Source organism: Pseudomonas sp. H3(2019), assembly GCF_007713465.1.
Taxonomy (GTDB): Bacteria; Pseudomonadota; Gammaproteobacteria; order Pseudomonadales; family Pseudomonadaceae; genus Aquipseudomonas.
The window spans coordinates 251,466-275,477 of sequence record NZ_VMSG01000001.1; the positions used below are offsets into that span (position 1 = coordinate 251,466).

General features: G+C 60.4%; 22 protein-coding genes and 1 pseudogene. 10 read left to right on the plus strand and 13 right to left on the minus strand.

Features of this window, described 5'->3' with window-relative positions:
• Positions 1–60: 60 nt before the first annotated feature.
• Entirely contained in the window at positions 61–1,902 is a 1,842-nt protein-coding gene (gene ilvD, locus FPT12_RS01225) for a dihydroxy-acid dehydratase (protein WP_145014284.1), read from the minus strand.
• Positions 1,903–2,199: 297 nt separating this feature from the next.
• Between ilvD and FPT12_RS01230 the strand changes: the two genes are divergently transcribed.
• Both FPT12_RS01230 and FPT12_RS01235 read left to right on the plus strand, forming a co-directional pair.
• The gene (locus FPT12_RS01230) at positions 2,200–2,769 is read left to right on the plus strand and encodes a hypothetical protein (RefSeq protein ID WP_145014285.1); all 570 of its coding nucleotides are present in this window, start codon (positions 2,200–2,202) and stop codon (positions 2,767–2,769) included.
• Positions 2,770–2,798: 29 nt separating this feature from the next.
• On the plus strand, positions 2,799–4,481 hold the full coding sequence (locus FPT12_RS01235) for a DUF4153 domain-containing protein (protein ID WP_145014286.1): 1,683 nt from the start codon (positions 2,799–2,801) through the stop codon (positions 4,479–4,481).
• A gap of 85 nt (positions 4,482–4,566) precedes the next feature.
• Here the strand turns inward: FPT12_RS01235 and FPT12_RS28255 are convergent.
• From FPT12_RS28255 to FPT12_RS01245, 3 genes and pseudogenes are all read right to left on the minus strand, one after another.
• A pseudogene (locus tag FPT12_RS28255) lies at positions 4,567–4,638 on the minus strand (hypothetical protein); the annotation flags it as partial.
• A 10-nt stretch (positions 4,639–4,648) separates the two neighbouring features.
• Entirely contained in the window at positions 4,649–5,848 is a 1,200-nt protein-coding gene (locus FPT12_RS01240; RefSeq protein ID WP_145014287.1) for a multidrug effflux MFS transporter, read from the minus strand.
• Positions 5,849–5,982: 134 nt separating this feature from the next.
• On the minus strand, positions 5,983–7,179 hold the full coding sequence (locus FPT12_RS01245) for a class I SAM-dependent rRNA methyltransferase (RefSeq protein WP_054594488.1): 1,197 nt from the start codon (positions 7,177–7,179) through the stop codon (positions 5,983–5,985).
• Positions 7,180–7,380: 201 nt separating this feature from the next.
• Between FPT12_RS01245 and FPT12_RS01250 the strand changes: the two genes are divergently transcribed.
• The 3 genes from FPT12_RS01250 to FPT12_RS01260 are packed head-to-tail and all read left to right on the plus strand — an operon-like array spanning position 7,381 to position 9,417.
• Positions 7,381–8,196 (plus strand): HDOD domain-containing protein, encoded by an 816-nt coding sequence (locus tag FPT12_RS01250; RefSeq protein ID WP_178098574.1) that lies wholly within the window; start codon positions 7,381–7,383, stop codon positions 8,194–8,196.
• A gap of 30 nt (positions 8,197–8,226) precedes the next feature.
• Positions 8,227–9,039, plus strand: a complete 813-nt coding sequence (mutM, locus tag FPT12_RS01255) for a bifunctional DNA-formamidopyrimidine glycosylase/DNA-(apurinic or apyrimidinic site) lyase (protein WP_145014289.1) — start codon at positions 8,227–8,229, stop codon at positions 9,037–9,039.
• A gap of 54 nt (positions 9,040–9,093) precedes the next feature.
• Positions 9,094–9,417 carry a multidrug transporter gene (locus FPT12_RS01260; protein ID WP_145014290.1) on the plus strand — a complete coding sequence of 108 codons (324 nt, stop codon included), beginning with the start codon at positions 9,094–9,096 and terminating at the stop codon, positions 9,415–9,417.
• 149 nt (positions 9,418–9,566) lie between these two features.
• Here the strand turns inward: FPT12_RS01260 and FPT12_RS01265 are convergent, their stop codons facing one another.
• From FPT12_RS01265 to FPT12_RS01285, 5 genes are all read right to left on the minus strand, one after another.
• Positions 9,567–9,818, minus strand: coding sequence for a YfhL family 4Fe-4S dicluster ferredoxin (locus FPT12_RS01265; protein WP_008150569.1), 252 nt, complete (start codon positions 9,816–9,818; stop codon positions 9,567–9,569).
• 128 nt (positions 9,819–9,946) lie between these two features.
• Positions 9,947–10,426 carry a pantetheine-phosphate adenylyltransferase gene (gene coaD / locus FPT12_RS01270; protein ID WP_145014291.1) on the minus strand — a complete coding sequence of 160 codons (480 nt, stop codon included), beginning with the start codon at positions 10,424–10,426 and terminating at the stop codon, positions 9,947–9,949.
• Between the two features lie 115 nt (positions 10,427–10,541).
• Positions 10,542–12,137, minus strand: coding sequence for a GMC family oxidoreductase (locus FPT12_RS01275; protein WP_145014292.1), 1,596 nt, complete (start codon positions 12,135–12,137; stop codon positions 10,542–10,544).
• A 52-nt stretch (positions 12,138–12,189) separates the two neighbouring features.
• Positions 12,190–12,735, minus strand: coding sequence for a twin-arginine translocation pathway signal protein (locus FPT12_RS01280; protein WP_145014293.1), 546 nt, complete (start codon positions 12,733–12,735; stop codon positions 12,190–12,192).
• Positions 12,736–12,761: 26 nt separating this feature from the next.
• Complete coding sequence (locus FPT12_RS01285) at positions 12,762–14,192, minus strand: coniferyl aldehyde dehydrogenase (protein ID WP_145014294.1); 1,431 nt, start codon at positions 14,190–14,192, stop codon at positions 12,762–12,764.
• A 147-nt stretch (positions 14,193–14,339) separates the two neighbouring features.
• Here FPT12_RS01285 and FPT12_RS01290 point away from each other — a divergent pair, with 147 nt between their 5' ends.
• On the plus strand, positions 14,340–15,011 hold the full coding sequence (locus tag FPT12_RS01290; protein ID WP_145014295.1) for a TetR/AcrR family transcriptional regulator: 672 nt from the start codon (positions 14,340–14,342) through the stop codon (positions 15,009–15,011).
• A gap of 33 nt (positions 15,012–15,044) precedes the next feature.
• Positions 15,045–15,899 carry a sulfurtransferase gene (locus FPT12_RS01295; RefSeq protein ID WP_145014296.1) on the plus strand — a complete coding sequence of 285 codons (855 nt, stop codon included), beginning with the start codon at positions 15,045–15,047 and terminating at the stop codon, positions 15,897–15,899.
• On the opposite strand, the gene FPT12_RS01300 is transcribed toward FPT12_RS01295, so the two are convergent.
• From FPT12_RS01300 to FPT12_RS01315, 4 genes are all read right to left on the minus strand, one after another.
• Positions 15,896–16,900, minus strand: a complete 1,005-nt coding sequence (locus FPT12_RS01300) for a hydrolase (RefSeq protein ID WP_145014297.1) — start codon at positions 16,898–16,900, stop codon at positions 15,896–15,898. The two genes, FPT12_RS01295 and FPT12_RS01300, sit on opposite strands and share 4 nt — an antisense overlap.
• A 72-nt stretch (positions 16,901–16,972) precedes the next feature.
• Entirely contained in the window at positions 16,973–17,581 is a 609-nt protein-coding gene (rsmD, locus tag FPT12_RS01305) for a 16S rRNA (guanine(966)-N(2))-methyltransferase RsmD (protein ID WP_145014298.1), read from the minus strand.
• Complete coding sequence (locus FPT12_RS01310) at positions 17,581–19,071, minus strand: pitrilysin family protein (RefSeq protein WP_145014299.1); 1,491 nt, start codon at positions 19,069–19,071, stop codon at positions 17,581–17,583. The genes rsmD and FPT12_RS01310 overlap by 1 nt, the downstream gene beginning before the upstream one ends.
• A complete protein-coding gene (locus FPT12_RS01315) occupies positions 19,064–20,425 on the minus strand; it encodes a pitrilysin family protein (RefSeq protein WP_145014300.1) in 1,362 nt (453 codons plus the stop codon). The genes FPT12_RS01310 and FPT12_RS01315 overlap by 8 nt, the downstream gene beginning before the upstream one ends.
• A gap of 342 nt (positions 20,426–20,767) precedes the next feature.
• On the opposite strand from FPT12_RS01315, the gene ftsY reads away from it, so the two are divergent.
• From ftsY to ftsX, 3 genes are read left to right on the plus strand one after another with little or no spacing between them, the layout of a single operon-like run.
• On the plus strand, positions 20,768–22,309 hold the full coding sequence (gene ftsY / locus FPT12_RS01320; protein WP_145014301.1) for a signal recognition particle-docking protein FtsY: 1,542 nt from the start codon (positions 20,768–20,770) through the stop codon (positions 22,307–22,309).
• Positions 22,306–22,977: a cell division ATP-binding protein FtsE gene (gene ftsE / locus FPT12_RS01325; RefSeq protein ID WP_019694097.1), complete on the plus strand. Its 672-nt coding sequence runs from the start codon at positions 22,306–22,308 to the stop codon at positions 22,975–22,977. The genes ftsY and ftsE overlap by 4 nt, the downstream gene beginning before the upstream one ends.
• The gene (gene ftsX / locus FPT12_RS01330) at positions 22,974–23,996 is read left to right on the plus strand and encodes a permease-like cell division protein FtsX (RefSeq protein WP_145014302.1); all 1,023 of its coding nucleotides are present in this window, start codon (positions 22,974–22,976) and stop codon (positions 23,994–23,996) included. Before ftsE ends, ftsX begins: the two co-directional genes overlap by 4 nt.
• Positions 23,997–24,012 lie beyond the last annotated feature (16 nt).

A 24,012-nucleotide genomic window follows, 5' to 3' on the forward strand; every position in this document is an offset into this window, starting at 1 on the left:
TCTGAAACACAAAAAATGCCCCGCACTTGGCGGGGCATTTTTGTGTTCAACGGTTAAGCATTACAGCCCGTCGAGCATCGCTTTGTTACGTACAGCGCCCTTGTCGGCGCTGGTCGCCAGCAAGGCATAGGCTTTCAGTGCGGTGGTCACTTTACGTGGGCGCACTTCAACCGGTTTCCAGCCTTTCTTGTCTTGCTCCACGCGGCGCGCAGCCAGTTCTTCGTCGCTGACCAACAGGTTGATCGAGCGGTTCGGAATGTCGATCAGCACTTTGTCGCCGTCGCGTACCAGACCGATTGCACCGCCGGCAGCGGCTTCTGGCGAAGCGTGGCCGATGGACAGGCCCGAGGTGCCGCCGGAGAAGCGGCCGTCGGTGAGCAAGGCGCAGGCTTTGCCCAGGCCCTTGGATTTCAGGTAGGACGTCGGGTAGAGCATTTCCTGCATGCCCGGGCCGCCTTTCGGACCTTCGTAGCGAATGATGACGATATCGCCTTCTTTCACTTCATCGGCGAGGATACCGCGCACGGCGCTGTCCTGGCTTTCGAAGATTTTTGCGTTGCCTTCGAAGACGTGGATCGACTCGTCGACGCCTGCGGTTTTCACTACGCAACCGTCCAGGGCAATGTTGCCGTACAGCACGGCCAGGCCGCCTTCTTGCGAGTAGGCGTGTTCGACACTGCGGATGCAGCCGTTTTCACGGTCGTCGTCGAGGGTTTCCCAACGGGTCGACTGGCTGAACGCGGTCTGGGTCGGGATGCCTGCCGGACCGGCCTTGAAGAAGTGGTGCACCGCTTCGTCGTTGGTCTGGGTGATGTCCCACTTGGCGATACCTTCGGCCATGGTCTTGCTGTGTACGGTCGGCAGGTCGGTGTGCAGCAAGCCGCCACGGGCCAGGGAACCGAGGATGCTGAAGATCCCGCCGGCGCGGTGCACGTCTTCCATGTGGTACTTCTGGATGTTTGGCGCGACTTTGCACAGTTGCGGAACGTGGCGCGAAAGACGGTCGATGTCGCGCAGGTCGAAATCGATCTCGGCTTCCTGGGCGGCGGCCAGCAAGTGCAGGATGGTGTTGGTCGAGCCGCCCATGGCGATGTCCAGCGTCATGGCGTTTTCGAACGCCTTGAAGTTGGCGATGTTGCGTGGCAACACCGACTCATCGTTCTCGCCGTAGTAGCGTTTGCACAGTTCGACGATGGTGCGGCCGGCTTGCAGGAACAACTGCTCGCGGTCGCTGTGGGTGGCCAGTGTCGAACCGTTGCCTGGCAGTGCCAGACCGAGGGCTTCAGTCAGGCAGTTCATCGAGTTGGCGGTGAACATGCCGGAGCACGAACCGCAGGTCGGGCAGGCGCTGCGCTCGTACTCGGCGACTTTTTCGTCAGAGGCGCTGGAGTCGGCGGCGATCACCATGGCGTCGACCAGGTCGAGGCCGTGGCTGGCGAGTTTGGTCTTGCCGGCTTCCATCGGGCCGCCAGAGACGAAGATCACCGGGATGTTCAGGCGCAGGGCGGCCATCAGCATGCCGGGGGTGATCTTGTCGCAGTTGGAAATGCACACGATGGCGTCGGCGCAGTGCGCGTTGACCATGTACTCGACGGAGTCGGCGATGATCTCGCGGCTCGGCAGCGAATACAGCATGCCGTCATGGCCCATGGCGATGCCGTCATCGACCGCGATGGTGTTGAATTCCTTGGCGACGCCGCCAGCACGTTCGATCTCGCGGGCGACCAGTTGGCCGAGGTCCTTGAGGTGGACGTGGCCCGGTACGAATTGGGTGAACGAGTTGGCAATGGCGATGATCGGCTTTTTGAAGTCGTCATCTTTCATCCCCGTGGCGCGCCACAGTGCGCGGGCGCCGGCCATGTTGCGGCCGTGGGTGGATGTTTTCGAGCGGTAATCAGGCATGGAGCACTCCGGGCGGCAAATCGGGTATCAAAAGGGGAGTGAGCTTCTATTGACCTTGGGAACACTCAGAAATGGCCGTGTGTCCGAAAGTTGCCGATGACTTTGCGGGATCGCCGCGCGCCTCAGCCTGAGCTCATAAACCCGCCGGGGGATGACTGGCGATGAATCGTTCGATTCTACACCGCTGGCGTCAGGATGGAACGTTGTGGCCGCTCGCGGCGTGCGATTGCCTGCTGCCGGGCGACGGGGTGCTGAGGTAGACTGCGCGCCCTTCGATTACTCTCCAATGGAACTGGAATGTCTGCGCTGCTTCGAACCTTGAGGTTTTACCTGGTCGTGGGGCTGGTCCAGGGCCTGCTGCTGATGAGCGTTGTGCTCTCCAATCGTTTGTCTGGGGCAATGGCCGAGATCTGCGCGGGCCTGCTGATGGGCGGCACTCTGTTGCAACTGCTGCCTGAGCATCGAGGCCAATGGCGCACCTGGTTGGCGTCCGCTGCCCTGGCTTTGGTGGTGGCGGGTCTGGTCCTGGCCTGTCGCGGGCTGCCGTTGACCTTGCTGGTACTGGGCAGTGTGGTGGCGGGGTTGACGCTGCTGACCGTGCTCAGCGCGGCTGCGTTGCCGGGGCTTGCCTACTTTTGGCGACGCTTTTTCGATTATGCGCTGTGGGTGGCGTTGGCCTTGCCATTGCCCTGGATTGCCCAGGCCCTGTTAAAAGTCTGGACCACCTACCATGACCCGCTCAAGGGCGGTTGGGATGCCCTGGTGTTTTTTGCCGGACCGACCCTGGCGTTCTCCCTCGGCCTGTTTCTGATCGGCCTGTGCCTGGCGACTCTGCTGCGCCGTAACACCATGACGGCGGTCTGCTAGTGCTGACCGACCCCACAAAAGGATTTGCAATGCCTGCGCTGAACCGCTCCTTGTTGTTCCATATTGCCATCGCCTTGGTCCAGGGGCTGTTGTTCAGCGGCAGCCTGTTCTATCGCCAGCCTGAGTTTTCCATATTCGCCTGCATCTTGGCCCTGGTGGCCGGGATCAACCTGCAACTGCTCGGCAGTGCCGTGCGCGAGCGTGGTACCTGGGTCTTGGTGACGGGTTTCAGTGTGCTGATGGCCGGGTTCTCCAGCTGGGTATTTATCCGCGATGCCTACGGCTGGCTGTGGATGTTCTGGTCTTTTACGGCGACGGTGCTGGCCTATATCGGCACCGCGTTCGTCCTCAGTTGGCCAACCCGCGAAGGCAACCGCCCGCGTTATCCGGACCTGTTCCGGCACGCTTGGAACAACGCTTTTATCGTGCTGCTGGCGCTGCTGGTGACCCTGGCCTTCAGCCTGTTGCTGTGGCTGTGTGGCCGTCTGTTCAGTATTCTCGGCATGCCCCAGCTGGCTGAGCTGTTCACCTCGTCGTACTTCCTCTGCTTCAGCCTGCCGCTGTTTTTCTCGCTGGGAATGCGCATGGGCCGCGAAAACGAAAAGGTCATTGGCTTGCTGCGCGGCGTGCTGCTGGCGGTGTGCCGCTACCTGCTGCCCCTTTGTGCGCTGATCACCGTGCTCTTCACTCTGGCCCTTGCGTTTACCGGCCTGCAGCCGATCTGGAACACCGGTTACTCGACGCATATTTTGCTGTGTCTGGCGGCGAGCAATCTGTTTTTACTCAATGGTGTGTTCCAGGACGGCCAGCACGATGCCGGCTACGCCAAACCGCTGAAAATCCTGATCAACGCCAGCCTGTGCTGCCTGCCGTTGCTGGTGGTGATGGGGGGCTATTCGAGCTGGCTACGGATTGATCAATACGGCCTGACCCCATCGCGCTTTCTGGCGATGCTGCTGGTGGTTGTGGCCCTGGTGCACAGCCTCGCGGCGTTGTGGGCGGTATTTGCCAGGCAGTCGGTGTGGCTTGCCAGCCTGAGCCGCAGCAACCCTTGGGTCGCCCTGTTGAGCTTTGTGGTGCTGTTGTTGATGTTCAGCCCGCTGCTCGACCCGCAGGCCTTCAGTGCCCACAACCAGGTGCAGCGCCTATTGAGCGGGCGTACGCCGGTGGCCGAGTTCGATGCCCGGAGCCTGCGCCAGCGCCTGGGCGCCCCCGGTCGAGAGCAGTTCGAGGGGTTGCTTGCGCAGGTGCGTCAGGAGCAGATTCTGGATGAGCCGGGCAGGGTGCAGCTGCTGGAAATGCTGGAGGCGGTTTCGATCAAGGACCAGCCAGTCGATTATCGGACGCCGAAGCTGTACTGGCTGGGCCCGGTCCCCGATAACAGTAAGCAACTGATCGAGTTGCTGACCACCAGGGACGAGTGCAACCCTCCCGGCTGCGCGGCCTGGGCGGTGGACCTGGACGAGGATGGCATCGATGAAGTGCTGCTGATCGAAAAGCAGAACTGGGCATCTTCGGCAATGCTGTATGCCCGTGAAGGCCAGGGCAAGGGTGCATGGCAGAAGGAGGGCGTGCTCTCTGGCATCACCGATGCGCCAGGGCTGATCACGCAGATTCGCGAGGGCAAGATCAAAGCGGTGCGCCAACGCTACAAGACCCTGCTGGTCGACGGCGTGGAGCTGGAATCGCGGCAGACTCGCAGTCGTAGATGATCGGCTGAAAGTGTTTGTCCTCAACTGAAAATCCCGGCACATGGCCGCAATGCTGTTCACTTAAGCGGAGCAGCATTGTGATTCACTGGATACCGCGAGCAACCAGTTGGCCGAGGTCTTTGAGGTGGACGTGGCCGGGTACGAATTGGCTGAACGACTGGCAGTTATCAGCCCACCTTCAGCGCCTGGTGCCGCCGTGTGATCAATGCATTCAAGCCAAGAGCCGCGGCACTCAACGTCAAGAAGCACAAGGCGAGCGCAGTGGTGAGGTCCTCGGGCGCGAGATTGATCACCACGCTGATCACACCACCGCACATGAAAATCATCACGCCGCCGACCGAGGTAGACGTGCCGGCATCCTGTGGATAGAGACTCATGGCTTTGGAGTTGGCGATAGGCCTGGCAATGGTGGTGCCGGCCGTACAAATCAGCATGGGTATCAGCACCACGGTAGCAGAGAGGCCGAACTGATCCGCCAACCACAGCATGACCAACCCTGACAGCGCGATCAGCCCGAGGCCAATCACAATCTGCGTATTGGCCTGCAGGCGCCGATGCAGGACGCTGGCGATAAATCCGCCAAGCACATAGGCCACGCCATACAGCAACAACGCCCAGGCGAACTCGTAGGCCGAGAGCGCCAGATGCTCCATGAAAATGATCGGCGAAATGACGATAAACGAAAAATGGCAGGCAAAGGCCAGGGCTGAAATCAGCCAATAGCCCATGAAACGTGTATCGGAGCACACCCGCCAATAGGCACTGAAAAAACGACCGGGCGATGCAGTACTACTGTGCGGGGCTTCCTTGAGCAGGAAGCAGGTTTTTAGCCAGACAATGACGGCCAGCGTGATAAATACGTAAAAGCTGCCCTGCCAGCCCAGATGCAATTGCAACCAGGTCCCGAGCAGCGGCGATATCGAAATGAACACCCCACCTCCTGTCACCATCCAGATCCTTATTCGCTCCTGTTCCTTGCCGACGAACAAATCCTGAACCAGCGCCTGTGACAGCACAAAAGATCCGCAACCCGCCGCCTGAATTACGCGAAAGACCAGAAACCAGCTGTATTCGCTGGAAGCCAGGCAGCCCGTCGCACCGACCACCGCGATGGCGATACCGGCCAGCAGCAGTTTTTTGCGCCCCCACAAATCTGACAGCGGCCCGACCAGCACCACGGACAACGCCAGACCAATGGCGAATACGCTGACGGACAAGGCAATTTCGGACGGTGAGGTCTGGAAGTCGTCAGCGAGATCGGGAAAGGACGGGAGCACCACGTCCAGGGGGAAAACACCCAACAGCGTCATGGTCATCAACAACAGGATTATCGACGACTTTTCTTTGGTGTATATGGCGTGGGTCATCAAGCAACGCTCTCGGTCCGTGAGGAGTGGCCGAGGGTTGATTTGATGAGGAGGAAAGTCAATGCAGGCGGGCGCGGGACCTTTCTGAGTCTGTTGTAGGAGCGAGCGGGCTCGCTCCTACAAGCAGGGAGCGATCAGCTGTTTGGCAGCAGTCGGCAAGTAATGCTCTTGATATACCGCGTCTCGGCAATCGCCGGGTGCACCGGGTGATCAGGACCCTGACCGCCACGTTCCAGCAGCTGGATGTTACGGTCCAGATGGCGGGCGCTGGTCAGCAGGATGTTCTGCAGATCATCTTCAGGCAGGTGCATCGAGCAGGAAGCGCTGACCAGGATGCCGTCCTTGTTGAGCAGGCGCATGGCTTGCTCGTTCAGGCGACGGTAGGCGCCTTCACCGTTTTTCATGTCTTTCTTGCGCTTGATGAAGGCTGGCGGATCAGCAACGATCACGTCGAAACGCTCTTCGCTGGCCTTGAGCTCTTTCAGGGCTTCGAACACGTCGCCTTCGATGCAGGTCATTTTGTCGGCGAAACCGTTCAGTGCGGCGTTACGCTCGACACCGTCGAGGGCGAAGGCCGAAGCGTCGACGCAGAACACTTCACTGGCACCGAAAGCGGCAGCTTGCACGCCCCAGCCGCCGATGTAGCTGTACAGGTCCAGCACGCGTTTACCTTTGGCATAAGGTGCCAGGCGCGCGCGGTTCATGCGGTGGTCGTAGAACCAGCCGGTTTTCTGTCCCTGGATGACCGGTGCCTCGAACTTCACGCCGTTCTCTTCCAGGGCAACCCACTCCGGCACCAGGCCGAACACGGTTTCGACGTAGCGGTTGAGACCTTCGGCGTCACGAGCCGCGGAGTCATTCTTGAACAGGATGCCGCTTGGCTTGAGTACTTGGGTCAGTGCGGCGATCACGTCTTCTTTATGAGCTTCCATGGTCGCCGAAGCGATCTGCACCACCAGGATGTCGCCGAAACGGTCGACCACCAGGCCCGGCAGCAGGTCGGAGTCGCCGTAGACCAGGCGGTAGAACGGCTTGTCGAACAGGCGCTCGCGCAGGGACAGCGCAACGTTGAGGCGATGCACCAGCAGCGACTTGTCGAGCGGCAACTTGATGTCGCGCGACAGCAGGCGAGCGCAGATCAGGTTGTTCGGACTCATGGCGACGATGCCCAGCGGCTTGCCGCCGGCAGCTTCGAGAATCGCTTGATCGCCAGCCTTGAAGCCGTGCAGCGGGGTGGCGGCTACGTCGATTTCGTTACTGTAGACCCACAGGTGACCGGCGCGCAGGCGACGGTCGGCGTTGGCTTTGAGGCGCAAGCTTGGCAGGGACATGACGTCGCTCCAGGTGAAAAAAAAGAGCGGGATTATAGCGCTAGATGGGAGGTGCAGCGCGGTTGTTTCTGGGCGTTGCGTCGGACAGATCGCCCATGTGGCGGATTTTTTCCGCTAGAATCGCCCCTTGGCCCAGAGTGAGTACGTATGTCCCAAGAGCTATCTTCCGAACAGATTCAACAGGCCCTGCAAGGCATCAGCGTGCCGCCTCAACCGCAAATCATGGTGGATTTGCAGATGGAGCAGTACATGCCGGACCCGGACCTGGAAGTGATTGCGAAGTTGATCTCCCAGGACCCGGGGCTCTCTGGCGCCTTGTTGAAGATCATCAATTCGCCGTATTACGGGCTGAGCAACAAGATCGCCTCGATCCAGCGCGCGGTGAACCTGCTGGGCAGTCGTTCGGTCATCAATCTGATCAACGCACAGTCGATCAAGGGCGAGATGAATGACGACACCATCGTCACCTTGAACCGGTTCTGGGACACCGCCCAGGACGTGGCGATGACCAGCCTGAGCCTGGCCAAGCGCATTGGTTCGCAAGCGGTGGACGAGGCTTATGCGTTAGGCCTGTTCCACGATTGTGGCGTACCGTTGATGCTCAAGCGCTTCCCCAACTATATGTCGGTGCTGGAAGAAGCCTACGCCAGTGCCAATGCCGAGTGCCGGGTGGTGGATACCGAGAACCGCGTACTCAACACCAACCACGCTGTGGTCGGTTACTACACCGCGAAGTCCTGGCGCCTGCCGGAGCATGTGACCAACGCTATCGCCAATCACCACAATGCACTGGCGATTTTCAGCGACGAATCATCCCGTAACAGCCAGTTGAAAAACTTGCTGGCGATCCTGAAGATGGCGGAACACATTTGCGCGTCGTATCGGGTGCTGGGCAATCAGACCGAAGACCACGAGTGGGATAGCATCGGGCACCTGGTGCTCGATTATGTCGGCCTCTCGGACTACGACTTCGAAAACCTCAAACAGACGATTCGCGAGCTTGGCGCTCACCATTGAGTGTCGGTTTTCACCTGATCCGGGAACATCATGCCTGAACTGCCAGAAGTCGAAACCACCCGTCGTGGTATTGCCCCGTTCCTTGAAGGGCAGCGCGTCAGTCGCGTGATCGTGCGTGATCGGCGTCTGCGCTGGCCGATCCCCGAGGACCTCGATGTGCGGCTGTCCGGGCAGCGCATCGTGTTGGTGGAGCGACGCGCCAAGTATTTGCTGATCAACGCCGAAGTCGGCACGTTGATCAGCCATTTGGGCATGTCGGGGAATTTGCGTCTGGTGGACGTCGGCTTGCCGGCGCTCAAGCACGAGCATGTGGACATCGAACTCGAGTCCGGCCTGGCGCTGCGATACACCGACCCGCGACGTTTTGGCGCGATGCTCTGGAGTCTCGATCCGCTGAATCACGAGTTGCTGGTTCGTCTGGGGCCGGAGCCGCTGACTGATCTGTTCGATGGCGAGCGGCTGTTCCAGCTGTCACGCGGGCGTTCGATGGCGGTCAAGCCGTTCATCATGGACAACGCCGTGGTGGTCGGGGTTGGCAACATTTATGCGACCGAAGCGCTGTTTGCTGCCGGGATCGACCCGCGCCGCGAGGCCAAGGGGATTTCCCGGGCGCGCTATCTGAAGCTGGCGATCGAGATCAAACGCATTCTGGCCGCTGCTATCGAACGCGGCGGCACCACGCTGCGCGACTTCATTGGTGGTGATGGCCAGCCAGGCTACTTCCAGCAAGAGCTGTTCGTGTACGGCCGTGGCGGTGAGCAGTGCAAGGTCTGTGGTAGCGAATTGCGGGAAGTCCGCCTCGGGCAGCGTGCCAGCGTCTTTTGCCCGCGTTGTCAGAGCTGAGAATTCCTACGGTCTATAGTTAGTGGTCTGACTGCCTAGCCGAAGGACCGTGCCATGACATCGATTCGATCCCTTGCTGCCGCGCTGCTGTTGAGCATCGGCTTATCTGCCCAGGCGTCCGACGGCGGCAGTGGCGACCCTAGTTACAGCATCCACAACCCACCGGCCTACGCGATGATCGGCGATCTGCTGATCGCCCGTCCGTTGCTGGTGGCGGCGACGGTGATCGGTGCGGGGGTGTTTATCGTGTCCTTGCCATTTACCGCGCTGGGCGGCGGGGTAGGCGATGCGGGGCAGGCGTTGGTGGTCGATCCGGCGAAAGCGGCGTTCGTCCGTTGCCTGGGGTGTATTGGGGAAGGGTTTGAACAGCAGCAGTGAATCCGTTGGATCATTGGTGTGGCTGATGGCGCTTTCGCGAGCAAGCTCGCTCCCACATTTTATCTTTGGTGTTCACAAATAGTATGTTCACAGCAGATCTATGTGGGAGCGAGCTTGCCCGCGATGGCGTCCTTATGGACACCGCATAATCAGGCCTTGCCGGTAAGCTTGCGGTACTTCTCCATCAACTGCTCTTCAGTCTCTGGATGCGCTTCGTCCAGCGGAATGCAATCCACCGGGCAAACCTGTTGGCACTGTGGCTCGTCGTAGTGGCCGACGCACTGGGTGCAGAGGTTCGGGTCGATCACATAGATCTCTTCGCCCTGGGAGATGGCGGCGTTCGGGCACTCGGGTTCGCAGACGTCGCAATTGATGCAATCGTCGGTGATGATCAGGGACATTGGGACTGACTCCTGCCGGGGTAGTCTGCCCAGGCATCTGAAAACTAATGCGTACAATTGTGCCGCATCGGCGCCCGCAGTGCACGCAGGCGCGATGAACTGCAAGAGATTGCAGTCTGTGGCAGCGCCTACTTCTTGAAGCGCAGGTTCAGCGCGTCGGCCACGACAGGGTGGACGAACTTGGTGATATCGCCGCCCAGGGCAGCGATTTCGCGGACCAATGTCGAAGAAATGAACGAATAACGCTCGGACGGGGTAAGAAACAGGCTTTCCACGTCCGGGGCCAACTGGCGGTTCATGTTGGCCAGCTGGAATTCATATTCAAAGTCCGATACCGCGCGCAGGCCACGCAGGAACACATTGGCGTTCTGCTCTTTGGCAAAGTGCGCCAGCAGCGTCGAAAAACCGACGACTTCAACGTTCGGCAAATGTTTAGTGACCTCGCGGGCCAGCTCAACACGCTGTTCCAGTGGGAATAGCGGGTTTTTCTTCGGGCTGGCGGCGACGGCAATGATCACGTGATCGAACAGGCGCGAGGCGCGTTCGACCAGATCGCCATGGCCCTTGGTAATAGGGTCGAAGGTACCTGGGTACAACACTCGGTTCATCGCGTCGTCCTGGCGGGAGTCCGTTGGGGAGTCGGATGGTATCGCAGCCTTCCCGGTCGGCCAAGTCGCCTTTGGGGTAAGAAAGCACTATAGACGATGCGAATTATGGGTTTTTTCATGGGTTTTTTAAACGCATGGCCAGCGCTGTCGCCAGTTGCGCGGTCAGTCCATAGACCGACAATTGCGGGTTGGCGCCAATGCTGGTGGGGAATAGCGAGCCATCATGGATCGACAGATTACTCAGTTGATGATGACGGCCGAGACTGTCGGTGACGGCATTTTTCGGGTCTTCACCCATGGCGCATCCGCCCATCACATGAGCGCTGCCCAGTCGTGTGCGGTACAGCTCAAGGCTCAGGCCGTCGATCAATGTGCGCGCCTCGGCGAGGGATTTCACGTAGCGCGCATCGGCGTGCATCGGCATGACCGCGTTGGCACCGCCGGCGAACTGGATCTCGGCCATGCTGTGAAACGCTCGACGTATACCCTCCCAGGCATAGGCTGAGACCTGATAATCGAGCACCGGTGAGCCATCGCCGCGCAATTCGACGCTGCCACCCGGGCTGTCCGGGTGAAAGCCGTCACGCAGCAGGGCCAGCATCGCGTGGGTGTGCGGCAGTTGCTGCATGTGCCGGGCGTTCTCTTCGCCAAAGCCTCCGAGCAAGGTCGCCGCCAGCGCAGGGTGTAGCGGCGGTACTTCCAGCTTGTAGGACATTTTGCCGGAGGTGCCGTCCTGCCATTGAAAGTGGTCGGAGTAAATCGACTGCGGCGCGCCGTAAAACGGGTTGATCACCTCGTCGAACAGCCCGGCGGACATGTTGACCAGGTGCAGAAAAGTCCGCTTGCCAAGGCGTTCATGGGGATCCGGGGCTTTGGAGCGCAGCAACAATGCCGGGCTGTTGATGCCGCCACCGGCCAGTATGTAGTGCCGCGCCTTGACAGTGATGCTACGCCCGGTCGGCGCCACGCAGCGTTCATCCATTGCCACGCAGTGCAGGCCGGTGACTCTGTCATCCTTGATCAGCAGCTGTTCAGCGCGTGCGAGGTAGAGCAGCTCGCCACCTTTTTCCAGGGTGGCGGGGATGGTGGTGACCATCATCGATTGCTTGGCGTTGGTCGGGCAGCCCATGCCGCAATAGCCGAGGTTCCAGCAACCGCGCACGTTGCGCGGGATCACGTGCCAGCTGTAGCCGAGCTGTTCGCAACCTTTTTTGATCACGTTGTTGTTGGCGTTGGGCGGCACCATCCACGGGGCGACACCGAGGCGCTGCTCCATTTTTTCGAACCAGGGCGCCATTTCCGCCGGGCTGTGGCCCTTGACGGCGTGTTCTGTGGCCCAGTGTTCGAGGGTCGGTTTGGGGGTGCGAAAGTTCGAGGTCCAATTGACCAGCGTCGTGCCGCCGACTGCACGGCCTTGCAGGATGGTGATCGCGCCGTCCTTGCTCATGCGGCCGATGCCTTCCTGATAAAGACTGGAATAGGCCTGCTCTTCGAGCATCTTGAAGTCGCTGCTGGTCTTCAGCGGGCCTTCTTCGATCAGCAGCACTTTGTAGCCGGCGGCGCTGAGGATTTCGGCGGTGGTGCCGCCGCCAGCGCCGCTGCCGATGATCGCAATGTCGGCCTCCAGCGTCAGATCATTGGCCAGTTGCGAGCCGTTGTAGGTTTTCCAGCCACGGGCCAGGCCTTCGCGGAACGGATCGGGTACGGGCATCTTTGGGCTCTCTTATTGTTTTGGATTGGCTCGCGATAGGGGCCCCTCGGTCTCAAACGGTGGGCGGTCCTGGGTATCCGCAATGTGCCCAGGACTCGGCGCGTTTGTACCAGGCCATCATCACCAGTTGCAGGATCGAGCTGCGGCCCATGCGCAACAGGTTTAGCGAGCTGTTTTGCCAGCGCTCCAGGAATTGGCGAATGTCGTCGCTGCCGGCGTTTTCCCAGTGGCCCCAGATTCCAGTCAGTGGCCCGCGAGTGATAGTCATGCCGAGCACATCGAACAGTTGCTGGGTCAGCTTGAGCATTTCCGGCGACAGGTGATTGAGGTCATGGTCCAGCGACTGCAGGGTGCCTTCGACGGCGGCCGGGAGTTTTTCGACGGCCACGGCGCCCTTGAGCATCACCGGGATCAGCGCGCGCAAGAACGGCAGATCACTGCTGCGCAACATGGCGAAACCGCTGGCCGAGGTACTGGCCGAGCATCCGCTGAGGCTGGCGCCGAGGCCTGCCGTGGTCAGGAAGGCGCTGGCGCAGAGACTGAATTTGAGCAGGCCGCGCCGTGTCAGCGCGGAGGATTCGATCAGGCTTGGATGCATTATTGTTATTACCCGGTCATGAGGCGTCAGCGGATGAACAGCTTCTGGATCAGCTTCTGGATCGACTTGCCATAAGGCGGATAAATCAGCTTCGCCGCGTTAAAGCGCTGCTTGATCAGCACGCCTTTGGCTTTGCTGAACGTCAGGAAGCCTTCATGACCGTGGTAATGGCCCATGCCTGAAGCGCCGATACCACCAAACGGCATGTCGTCTTGCGCGACGTGCAGCAAGGTGTCGTTCAGGCACACGCCGCCGGAATGGGTTTCGTTGAGTACGCGGTTTTGTTCGGCCTTGTTGTAGCCGAAGAAATACAGCGCCAGCGGACGTGGTCGCTGGTTGATGTAGGCAAACGCCTGGTCCAGATTTTTGTAGGGCACGATCGGCAGCACCGGGCCGAAGATTTCGTCCTGCATCACGATCATCTCGTCGCTGACATTCAGCAGCAGGCTATGGCTCATGCGTCGGTCCTGATCCTGTTCGAAGACCGGGATCAGCAGCGCGCCTTTGCTGGTGGCGTCGCTGAGGTAATTGCGCAGGCGGGCCAATTGGCGCTCATTGATGATGGCGGTGTAGTCCGGGTTGTCCGCGAGTGTCGGGTAAAACCCGCGAACCGCCTGACGATAGGCTTCGACGAAGGAGCCGACCCGTTCTTCCGGCACCAGCACGTAGTCCGGCGCGACACAGGTTTGTCCAGCATTCAGGGTTTTACCGAAGGCAATACGTTCAGCGGCGTCCTTGAGCGGTACATCGTGGGAAACGATGGCCGGAGACTTGCCACCCAATTCCAGTGTCACCGGCGTCAGGTTCTCTGCCGCCGCACGCATCACCTGTTTGCCGATGCTGGTGGCGCCAGTGAACAGCAGGTGATCGAAGGGCAGCTTGGAAAAGGCCACGCCGACGTCGGCTTCGCCCAACACCACGCACACCAGGTCTTCGGGGAACACTTTGGCCAGCAACGTTTTCAGCAGTTGCCCGGTGGCCGGTGTGGACTCGCTGAGTTTGAGCATCACCCGGTTGCCCGCCGACAACGCGCCGACCAACGGGCCGATGGCCAGGTACAGCGGGTAGTTCCACGGCACGATGACCCCGACCACGCCCAATGGCTGATAAACCACCTTGGCCGCCGCCGGCTGAAAGGCGATTCCGACCTTGCGCGGGGACGCTTTCATCCAGCCTTTGAGGTGTTTGCTGGCGTATTGAATGCCGTGCAGGCTCGGCATCAGCTCGGCGAGCAGGGTTTCATCGGCGCTGCGGTTGCTGAAATCCTGGCTGATCGCGTCGATCAAGGCCTGACGCTCGTCACTCAGCAGATCACGCAATGCCTTGAGCCATTGCTGGCGTTGCGCGGCCGGCGGCATCGGGTGGGCCGCGTAGGCCTGACGCTGGGCGGCAAACAGAGCGTGTAGTTCGCTCAATGGCTGCTGAGAGTTTTGCAGGTAGGCAATGTCGGCGGGCATGGTAGCTCCGGTTTTTTTTAGAATGAGGAATTTTTTAGAGTCTATGCTCTAGAAAGTCAAATGACATCCTCGGGAAGCGATGATTTATCCGCCAGCGGATAGGTCGTAAGATGCCCGGCAACGCACTGAAGAATTAAAGCTCAAGCCATGGCCCCACGAATAAAAACCAGCGAGCGCATCGTGCAGAACAGCCTGGAGCTGTTCAATCAACAGGGCGAACGCAGCATCAGTACCAACCATATCGCCGCGCACATGGAGATTTCTCCGGGCAACCTGTACTACCACTTCCCCAACAAGCAGGCGATCATCGCCGTGTTGTTCAGTGAGTACGAAGCCCTGGTAGAGAGCTTCCTGCGCCCCCCTCAGGGCCGCGCCGCGACCGTTGAAGACAAGCGCTTCTACTTGCAGGAACTCCTGTCTGCCATGTGGCGCTACCGGTTTTTGCACCGCGATCTCGAGCATTTGCTCGACAACGATGCGGAACTGGCTGCCCGCTACCGGCGTTTTTCCCAGCGTTGCCTGATCCAGGGCACGGCGATTTACGCAGGCTTTGTCGGGGCCGGCATCCTGTGCATGGACAAGGTCCAGATCGAGTCCCTGACGCTCAACGCCTGGATCATCCTCACATCCTGGGTGCGCTTTCTGTGCACCACACGGGAAAATTCCAACCACCTTAGCGAGCAAGCCATTAAACGTGGCGTGTATCAGGTGCTGGTGCTGGAAGCAGGATTTGTCACGGAGCAAGCCCGCGAGGCGGTCAACGCTTTGTTCGAGGAGTTTTACGTGCCATTGGCCCAGGCCCTGGAAGAAGTGCAGTAGGATCGATCAAAGACTTAATCACAGGAGCCCGCTATGCCCATTGCGCAACTGATCAGCCCGAACGCCCTGGACCAGAAAAAGGCTCAGGGCGGGTTGGTGATTCTGGATTGTCGTTTTGCCCTCGAAGACCAGGATTACGGCCAGCGTAGCTACGCCCTGGGGCATATCGAGGGGGCCTCGTTTGCGGACCTCGAACGTGACCTCAGCGGACCGGTGGTCAAGGGTGTCACCGGTCGCCACCCATTGCCGACGCCGCACCACTTGATTCAGCGTTTGCAGGATTGGGGTATCAGTAACGACAGCGAAATCGTTTTGTATGACGACGGCCCCGGCATGTATGCCGCGCGGGCCTGGTGGTTGCTGGCATGGCTGGGCAAGCGCGATGGCGTGTTCATTCTCGACGGTGGCCTCAAGGCCTGGCACGCGGCGGGTTTGCCGCTGAGCCTGGATGCACCGACCATCACCCGCGGCGCCTTCACCGGCGTGCCGGACCACACTCTGTTAGTGAGTGCCGAGAAACTGCAACAGCGCCTCGGTCAACCAACCCTGACCTTGCTCGATGCCCGGGGCCTGCCGCGTTTTCGTGGCGAGGTCGAGCCGATTGACCCGGTCGCCGGGCACATTCCCGGCGCGCAATGCGCGGCCTTCACCGACAACCTGGGCGCCGACGGGCATTTCCTTCCCGCCGATCAGCTCAAGCAGCGCTTTGCCGCGAAACTGGGTGATCGTTCGCCGACCGAACTGGTGGCGTATTGTGGCTCGGGCGTGACCGCGTGCCATAACCTGTTTGCGTTGTGCCTGGCCGGTTATCCGTTGGGTTCACTGTATGCCGGGTCGTGGAGTGAATGGATCACCGATCCGAAGCGCAAGATTGCCACCGGCGATTAACCTTGTTCGCGACCCGTGTTGGCCAACCAACGCGGGATGCGCCGTTCCAGGTAGTAGCCGGGATTGCGGAACGTGCCGTCGACAAAGCCGACATGCCCGCCCTTGGCCTGTAATTCGAACTGCGTGCAGTCCGATAGCTCGCTGGCGTGCGGCAGGCTGTGGAGAAACACGAAAGGATCGTCGGCCGCTTGAATGATCAGGGTCGGCGTGCGGATCTCACCGAGAAAATACCGGCTGGAGGCGCGGCGATAATAGTCATGCGCGTCCTTGAAGCCGTTCAGGGGCGCAGTCACCCGGCCATCGAAATCCCAGAAAGTACGCAGGTTCTCCAGTGACCCCAGTTTGGCCAGGGTCTCCAGGCCCTCGTGGTGGCCGTCGTGCAGAAACTTCTGCTGCTTGTTCTTGATGTAGGCGAGCATTTCGCGCATGAAGTGCGCTTGATAGATCTTGGAAAGTCCCTGGCCGATGCGGTCGGCGCACTGGTCCAGGCGAAAGGGTACCGAGACCGCTACCGCGCCCTGCAACTGACTGCCACCGCCGGTTTCCCCCAGGTGCTTGAGCAGCACGTTGCCGCCCAGCGAATAGCCGACGGCGTACAGCGGTGCCGACGGGCGGGTGGCTCGAAGGTGGTTGATCGCCGCCGCGAGGTCTTCGCTGGCGCCGGAATGATAGCTGCGTGGCAACAGATTCGGTTCGCCTGAACAGCCGCGCCAGTTCAGCGCCACGCTGGCCCAGCCTTGGGCGAACAGGGCTTTTTGCAGGCCGGCGACATAGGGCGAGTTCGAAGAACCGGTCAAACCGTGCAGCACCAGCACCAAAGGCGCATCGGCGCTGTGCGGCCCGTGCCAGTCGAGATCGAGGAAGTCGCCGTCATCAAGCCACAGACGTTCGCGTTGTCGATCCAGATGAGTGGTTTTGCGCCACAGCGGTCCCCACAAGGTTTGCAGATGCGGGTTGCCGAGGCCGAAGGCGGGGGTGAAACGATCAGGCGGTGTAGGCACGGTTGTTCTCGATGCAGCGGTGCGCGCCTGAGGCTGTTGACCCCAGGCGCGCGCCTTGTTCAGGCCGGTGGATTAACCGGCAATCTCTGCCATACGGTGCCACAGCGCGTAGTAGACCCGCCCGGATTTTTGCTCCCGGTGCAGGCGCCAGCCCCCTGGCAGACCGAGGGTCGATGGCGCGGTTTCACTTTCAGTGTAGATCCACGCGTCGTCGGCGAGCCATTGGCGTTCTTCAAGCAGCGTGCAAACGGCGGGCAACAGGTTCTGGTTGAACGGTGGGTCGAGGAACACCAGGTCGTAGGCGATCGCTGGCTGGGTTTCCAGGTAGCGCAAGGCATCGGCGGTTTGCACCTGGCCGACGGTGCAACGCAGCGTTCCCAAATGCTCTTTCAGGCTGGAAACCGCCAGGCTGCTGGCGTCCAGCGCCTGGCCCATGGCGGCGCCACGGGACAGCGCTTCGAGAAACAGCGCGCCGCTGCCGGCAAACGGGTCGAGCACTTTGGCCCCGGCAACATACGGTGCGAGCCAGTTGAACAGGGTTTCACGCACGCGGTCTGGCGTCGGGCGCAGGCCCGGAGCGTCCGGGAAGCTCAGGCGCCGGCTGCGCCATTCGCCGCCGATGATGCGCAATTGGTTCACGCCGTTGTGGACGTTGTGAACGGGTTTTTTAGGATGGGCCATTAATGCTCCGGAACCCCGAGCGGTTGCTCGGATGGTTTGTCAGTGGGGGCCGGTAACGGCTTTTGCGGCACGGTCGGGCCAGCAGAAATGATGACCATTTTGTCCGTGCTCAGGTGTTTGTTCATTGCCGCAGTGACCTGCTCGACGGTCAGGTTTTGCGACTGCCGCATGAAGTCTTCAAGGTAACTCAGCGGCAAGTCATAGAAGCCCATGGCGCCCAGTTGGCCGACGATATCGGCGTTGCTGGCGTTGGACAGCGGGAAGCTGCCGGCCAGTTCACGCTTGGCGTCGTCGAGTTCTTTCTGGGTCGGGCCGGTTTTCAAGTAGTCGGCGAGCACGTCCTGCACCAGTTTGAGCGTGCCTTCGCTCATTTCGGCGCGGGTTTGCAGGTTGATCATGAACGGGCCACGGACCTGCATCGGGGTGAAACCGGAGTAAACGCCGTAGGTCAGGCCGCGTTTCTCACGTACTTCGCTCATCAGTCGGGTGCCGAAGCCACCGCCGCCAAGGATCTGGTTGCCCAAGGAGATGGCCGCGTAGTCTGGATCGCCACGGTCGATGCCCAGTTGCGCGAGCATCAGGTTGGTTTGCTTGGACGGAAACTCGATGTGACCGATGCTGGCTTTTGGTTCAGCCGGTTGTTCGATTTTCGCCAGCGCCGGGCCTTTTGGCAGTGCGGCGGAAATCTGTTCGGCAATCGCTTCGGCTTCGCTGCGCGACAAGTCGCCCACCAGTGCAATCACCACGTTGCCCGCGGCGTAGGCTTTCTCATGGAAGGCCCGCAGTTGCGTCACGGTAATCGGCGGGACACTTTGCGCATTGCCGTCGCTTGAGTGCGCGTAAGGGTGGTTGCCATACAGGCGCTTCATCAGCTCCAGGCTCGCCAGTTTGCCGGGGTTCTGCTTCTGGTATTCGAAGCCGGCGAGCAACTGGTTCTTGATGCGCGCCAATGAGTCGGTCGGGAACGTCGGTTTGCCGACCACTTCAGCGAACAGCGTCAGCGCAGGTGTGCGTTTATCCACAGCGCTCAGGCTGCGCAACGTGGCGACGGCCATGTCCTTGTAGGCGCCGTTGCCGAAGTTTGCGCCCAGGTCTTCGAAGCCTTCAGCGATCTTGTCGACATCTTTGCCGACGATGCCTTCGTTGAGCATGGCGTTGGTCAGCACGGCCAGCCCTGGTTTATCACCGTCCTGACTGCTGCCGGCGGCGAAGATCAGGCGCATGTCGAACATCGGCAGTTCCGGGGCTGCAACGAACAGCACCTTGGAGCCTTCAGCGGTTTTCCAGGTTTGCACGTCCAGTGTGCGGTGGCTCGGCGCTTTACCGTCGAGTTCGGCCAGTGATTGCAGCTTTTTGCTGGCCTTGGCCTGGTCGAGGGCTTCACTGGCATTGGTCTCGGTCGAACGGCTGAGGTAGAAACCGAACGCGGCGATCAGTGCGACGAGTAGCAGGCCGATCAGGGCCAGGCGTGGTTTTTTACTCTCACTCATGAGCGGTTTCCTCGGGCAGTGGCAGTACATGCGCAACGCTGAGACGTTCGCGAGTGAAATAGGTGCGGGCGGCTTTCTGGATGTCTTCCGGTGTCACGCTTTGCAGCTCGGCGAGTTCGGTGTCCATCAACTTCCACGACAGACCGACGGTTTCCAGCTGACCAATGGCAGTGGCCTGGCTGGTGATCGAGTCACGCTCGTAGACCAGGCCGGCGATCACTTGTGCGCGTACACGTTCAACTTCATCAACCGAAGGTGCGGTGTTTTTCAGCTGTTCGAGCAGTTTCCACAGGCCGGCTTCGGCCTGGGCCATGGTTTTGTGTTTCTGGGTGTTCGGCGTTGCCGACAAGGTAAACAGGCTGTCACCGCGGGTGTAAGCGTCGTAGCTCGACGAGCCGCCGGAGACCAGCTCTTCGCCGCGCTCCAGTTGCGCTGAGATGCGCGCGCTGTAGCCGCCATCAAGCAATGCCGCGATCAACCGCAGGGCATTGACCGAGCGCTTGTCTTGCGCAGTGGCGATGCTCGGCACGTTGAAGGCCAGCATCAGGCTCGGCAATTGCGTCTGTACATGCAGGGTGATCTGGCGCTCGCCGGGCTCGGCCAGTTCCAGCGGAATCTTCGCTGGCGGCACGTCGCGCTTCGGGATCGGCCCGAAGTAGCGCTGGGCCAGGGTTTTGACTTCGTCCGGGGTTACGTCACCGACCACCACCAGCGTGGCGTTGTTCGGCACGTACCAGGATTTATACCAGTGGCGCAGTTCTTCGACCTTCATGCGATCAAGATCAGCCATCCAGCCGATGGTCGGCGTGTGGTAGCCGCTGGCCGGGTAGGCCATCGCCTTGAAGCGCTCGTAAGCCTTGGCCATCGGCTTGTCGTCGGTGCGCATGCGGCGCTCTTCCTTGATCACTTCGATCTCGCGGCTGAATTCGTCGGCCGGCAGGCGCAGGTTGGCCATGCGGTCGGCTTCCAGCTCAAAGGCCACGCCCAGGCGATCACGCGCCAGCACCTGGTAATACGCGGTGTAGTCGTCGCTGGTGAAGGCGTTCTCTTCGGCGCCGAGGTCGCGCAGGATCAACGACGCTTCGCCAGGGCCGACTTTCTCGCTGCCTTTGAACATCATGTGTTCCAGGGCGTGGGACAAACCGGTCTGGCCCGGGGTTTCGTAGCTGGAGCCGACCTTGTACCAGATCTGGGAAACCACCACCGGTGCCCGATGGTCTTCGCGCACGACGACCTTGAGGCCGTTGTCGAGGGTGAATTCGTGGGTCGGTTGGGGGGCGGCAGCCAAAGCTGAAAGGGGCAGACAAACTGTGCTGAGCAGCAGGCCTGCAGCGCGGCGGGCTAGAGCATTCATTCGTTTTTAAACCTGTTGGGCTGCCCGCTAGGTCTTAGCGTCGGCGGGCGAGGAGGTGCTAGGATAACGGTCCGTTTTACTGGCGGCCACGCCTATCAGGCTTTTGTGCTTGATCAGGCTGTATGGGTTCACGGCGGAAAGCCTCTGTTTATCAGCTAAACTCCGCTTTTTCGCCGATTTTGCCAGTTCAGTCCTTCGTAAAATCGATCCTTGAGGTGCTGTTGAGCACTTCGACAAAATGTTGCGCGTGAACAAGCTGGGTGAAAAGCAGTCTGTTCTGCATCGAATATTTATTTGCCGAGGCGCCATTGGCGCGTCGCTACCGTGAGATAGCCGTCCTCCATGTTTGGTTCCAACGACGACAAGAAGACCCCAGCTGCGGCTGGCGAGAAGAAAAGCCTGTTCGGATGGCTGCGCAAAAAGCCGCAGGAACCCGCCGTCGAACAGCCACAGCCACTTCCAGAAGTTGCGCCTGAGCCGGTAATAGAAGCTGCGCCCGTTGCGCAAGCGCCGACCGCCGTCGTATCGCCGATAGCCGAGCCGGTAGTGCAACCGGTTGTCGAGCCAGCGCCTGCGCCAGTGGCTGAAGTGCCGCGCGCGCCGGAAGTCGTACACAAACCGTGGTTGACGTTGCCGGTGGCTGAAGAGCCGGTGGCCTTGGTCGAAAACGAGCAGGCGCCGCATGTCACGCCTCCGATTCCTGCGCCGACCGTGGTTCAGCAAGCCGTAGAGCTGCTGGTGGTCGAGCCGGTCCCCGTCATCGCGCCGGCGGATGAACAGCTGATTGTTGATGAACCTGATCTGCCTCAGCCGGTGATTGCCGCATTCGTGGCACCAGAACCTGTGCCTGCCCCAGTGCCCGTCGTTGCAGCTCCGGTAACAGCGCCGGCGCCGGTTGCTCCGGTCGTTCCGGTTGCGGCTCCGGCCGAACCGGCTCGCACCGAAGAAACCAAAGCCGGCTTCTTTGCCCGCCTCAAGCAAGGCCTGTCAAAAACCAGCGCCAGCATCGGCGAGGGCATGGCCAGCCTGTTCCTCGGCAAGAAGATCATCGATGACGAACTGCTCGAGGACATCGAAACCCGCTTGCTGACCGCTGACGTTGGCGTCGAAGCTACATCGGTGATCATCCAGAGCCTGACCCAGAAGGTCGCGCGCAAGCAGCTGGCCGATGCCGATGCACTGTACAAATCCTTGCAGGCCGAGCTTGCCAACATGCTCAAGCCTGTCGAGCAGCCGCTGAAAATCACCTCGCAGAACAAGCCGTTCGTGATTCTGGTGGTTGGCGTCAACGGCGCCGGCAAAACCACCACCATCGGTAAATTGGCGAAGAAGCTGCAACTTGAAGGCAAGAAAGTCATGCTCGCGGCCGGTGACACCTTCCGTGCCGCGGCCGTCGAGCAATTGCAGGTCTGGGGCGAACGCAACAAGATCCCGGTGATCGCCCAGCACACCGGCGCCGACTCGGCTTCGGTTATCTTCGATGCGGTACAGGCCGCCAAGGCCCGTGGCATTGACGTGTTGATCGCCGATACCGCCGGTCGCCTGCACACCAAAGACAACCTGATGGAAGAGCTGAAAAAGGTTCGCCGGGTGATCAGCAAACTCGACGCCGATGCGCCGCATGAGGTGCTGCTGGTGCTCGACGCCGGTACTGGCCAGAACGCCATTAGCCAGGCCAAGCAATTCAACCAGACGGTCGAACTGACCGGCCTGGCCCTGACCAAACTCGATGGCACGGCCAAGGGCGGGGTGATTTTCGCCCTGGCCAAACAGTTTGGTCTGCCGATTCGCTACATCGGTGTCGGTGAAGGCATCGATGATTTGCGTACCTTTGAAGCAGAACCCTTTGTCCAGGCACTATTTGCCGAGCGGGAGCGTTCATGATTCGTTTCGAACAGGTCGGTAAGCGCTATCCGAACGGTCACGTCGGCTTGCATGAGCTGAGCTTTCGAGTCCGTCGGGGCGAGTTCTTGTTTGTCACTGGCCACTCCGGCGCCGGTAAAAGTACCTTGCTGCGGCTGTTGCTTGCGATGGAACGTCCGACCACCGGCAAACTGCTGCTGGCCGGGCAGGACCTGGCCACCATCAGCAACGCGCAGATCCCGTACCTGCGCCGGCAGATCGGCGTGGTGTTCCAGAACCACCAGTTGTTATTCGACCGTACGGTGTTCAACAACGTCGCGTTGCCATTGCAGATTCTCGGCTTGTCCAAGGCTGAAATCGCCAAGCGCGTGGATTCGGCCCTGGAGCGTGTGGCGCTTTCGGACAAAACCGATCTCTACCCGGGCGATCTGTCTACCGGTCAGCAACAGCGCGTCGGCATTGCCCGCGCCATCGTCCATCGCCCGGCCTTGCTGCTGGCGGATGAACCGACCGGTAACCTCGACCCGCGTCTGGCGGCAGAAATCATGGGTGTCTTCGAAGACATCAATCGTCTGGGCACCAGCGTGCTGATTGCCAGTCACGATCTGGCGCTGATCGCCCGCATGCGTCATCGCATGCTGACCTTGCAACGTGGCCGATTGATCGGCGACGGGGAGGCCGGGGTATGAGTGCAACACGCAGTCCGAAGGTTTCCGAACGCGTGGCCCCGAAGGCCGCCGATCCGCAGCCACAGAAGAAAAAGCGCGACGAAGACGAGGGTCCGGACTTCAGCACCTTGCTGCGCGCCTGGATCGAAAGTCACCGCGCCAGTTTGCTGGACAGCCTGCGGCGTCTGGGCAAGCAGCCCATCGGCAGCTTCTTCACCTGCCTGGTGATGGCGGTTGCCCTGAGTTTGCCGATGGGCTTGTCGTTGCTGCTGAACAACGTTGAACGTCTGGGGGGCTCCTGGCAGCGTGCGGCGCAGATCTCGCTGTACCTGCAGATCGATGCCAGCGCCAACGAAGGCGAGCAACTGCGCGAGCAGATCAAAGGCATGCCGGGTGTAGCCGATGCCGAATACATCAGCCGCGAACAGGCGCTGGACGAGTTCCAGCAGCAGTCCGGTCTGGGCGAGGCACTCAAGGAGCTGCCGCAGAACCCGTTGCCTGGCGTGGTGCTGGTCACGCCGAAGGAAGTCGACAAGGCGACCCTTGAAGCATTAAGACAAAAACTTTCCGAATTGCCGAAGGTACAACAGGCGCAACTTGATCTAGTCTGGGTCGAGCGTTTGGCGGCCATCCTCAAGCTGGGCGAGCGGTTTGTCTTCGGCCTGACCGTGTTGCTGGTTTCTGCATTACTTTTGGTGATAGGCAATACCATTCGTCTTCATATTGAAAACCGCCGCACAGAGATAGAAGTGATTAAACTCGTCGGCGGCACTGACAGCTATGTGCGTAGGCCCTTTCTGTACATGGGCGCGCTATATGGCTTCGGTGCGGGGATTCTTTCCTGGGGTGTTCTGGCGTTTGGCCTGAACTGGCTGAACGACGCAGTGGTTGGGCTGGCCGGCTTGTATGGCAGTAATTTCGCGCTGTCCGGGGTGCCGGTTGCCGATGGTCTGTCACTCTTGCTCGGCGCAGTGCTGTTGGGGTATATCGGTGCTTGGATTGCGGTAGCGCGTCATTTGAGAGAGCTCGCACCGAAGTAGTGTCTTATTGCTTGTA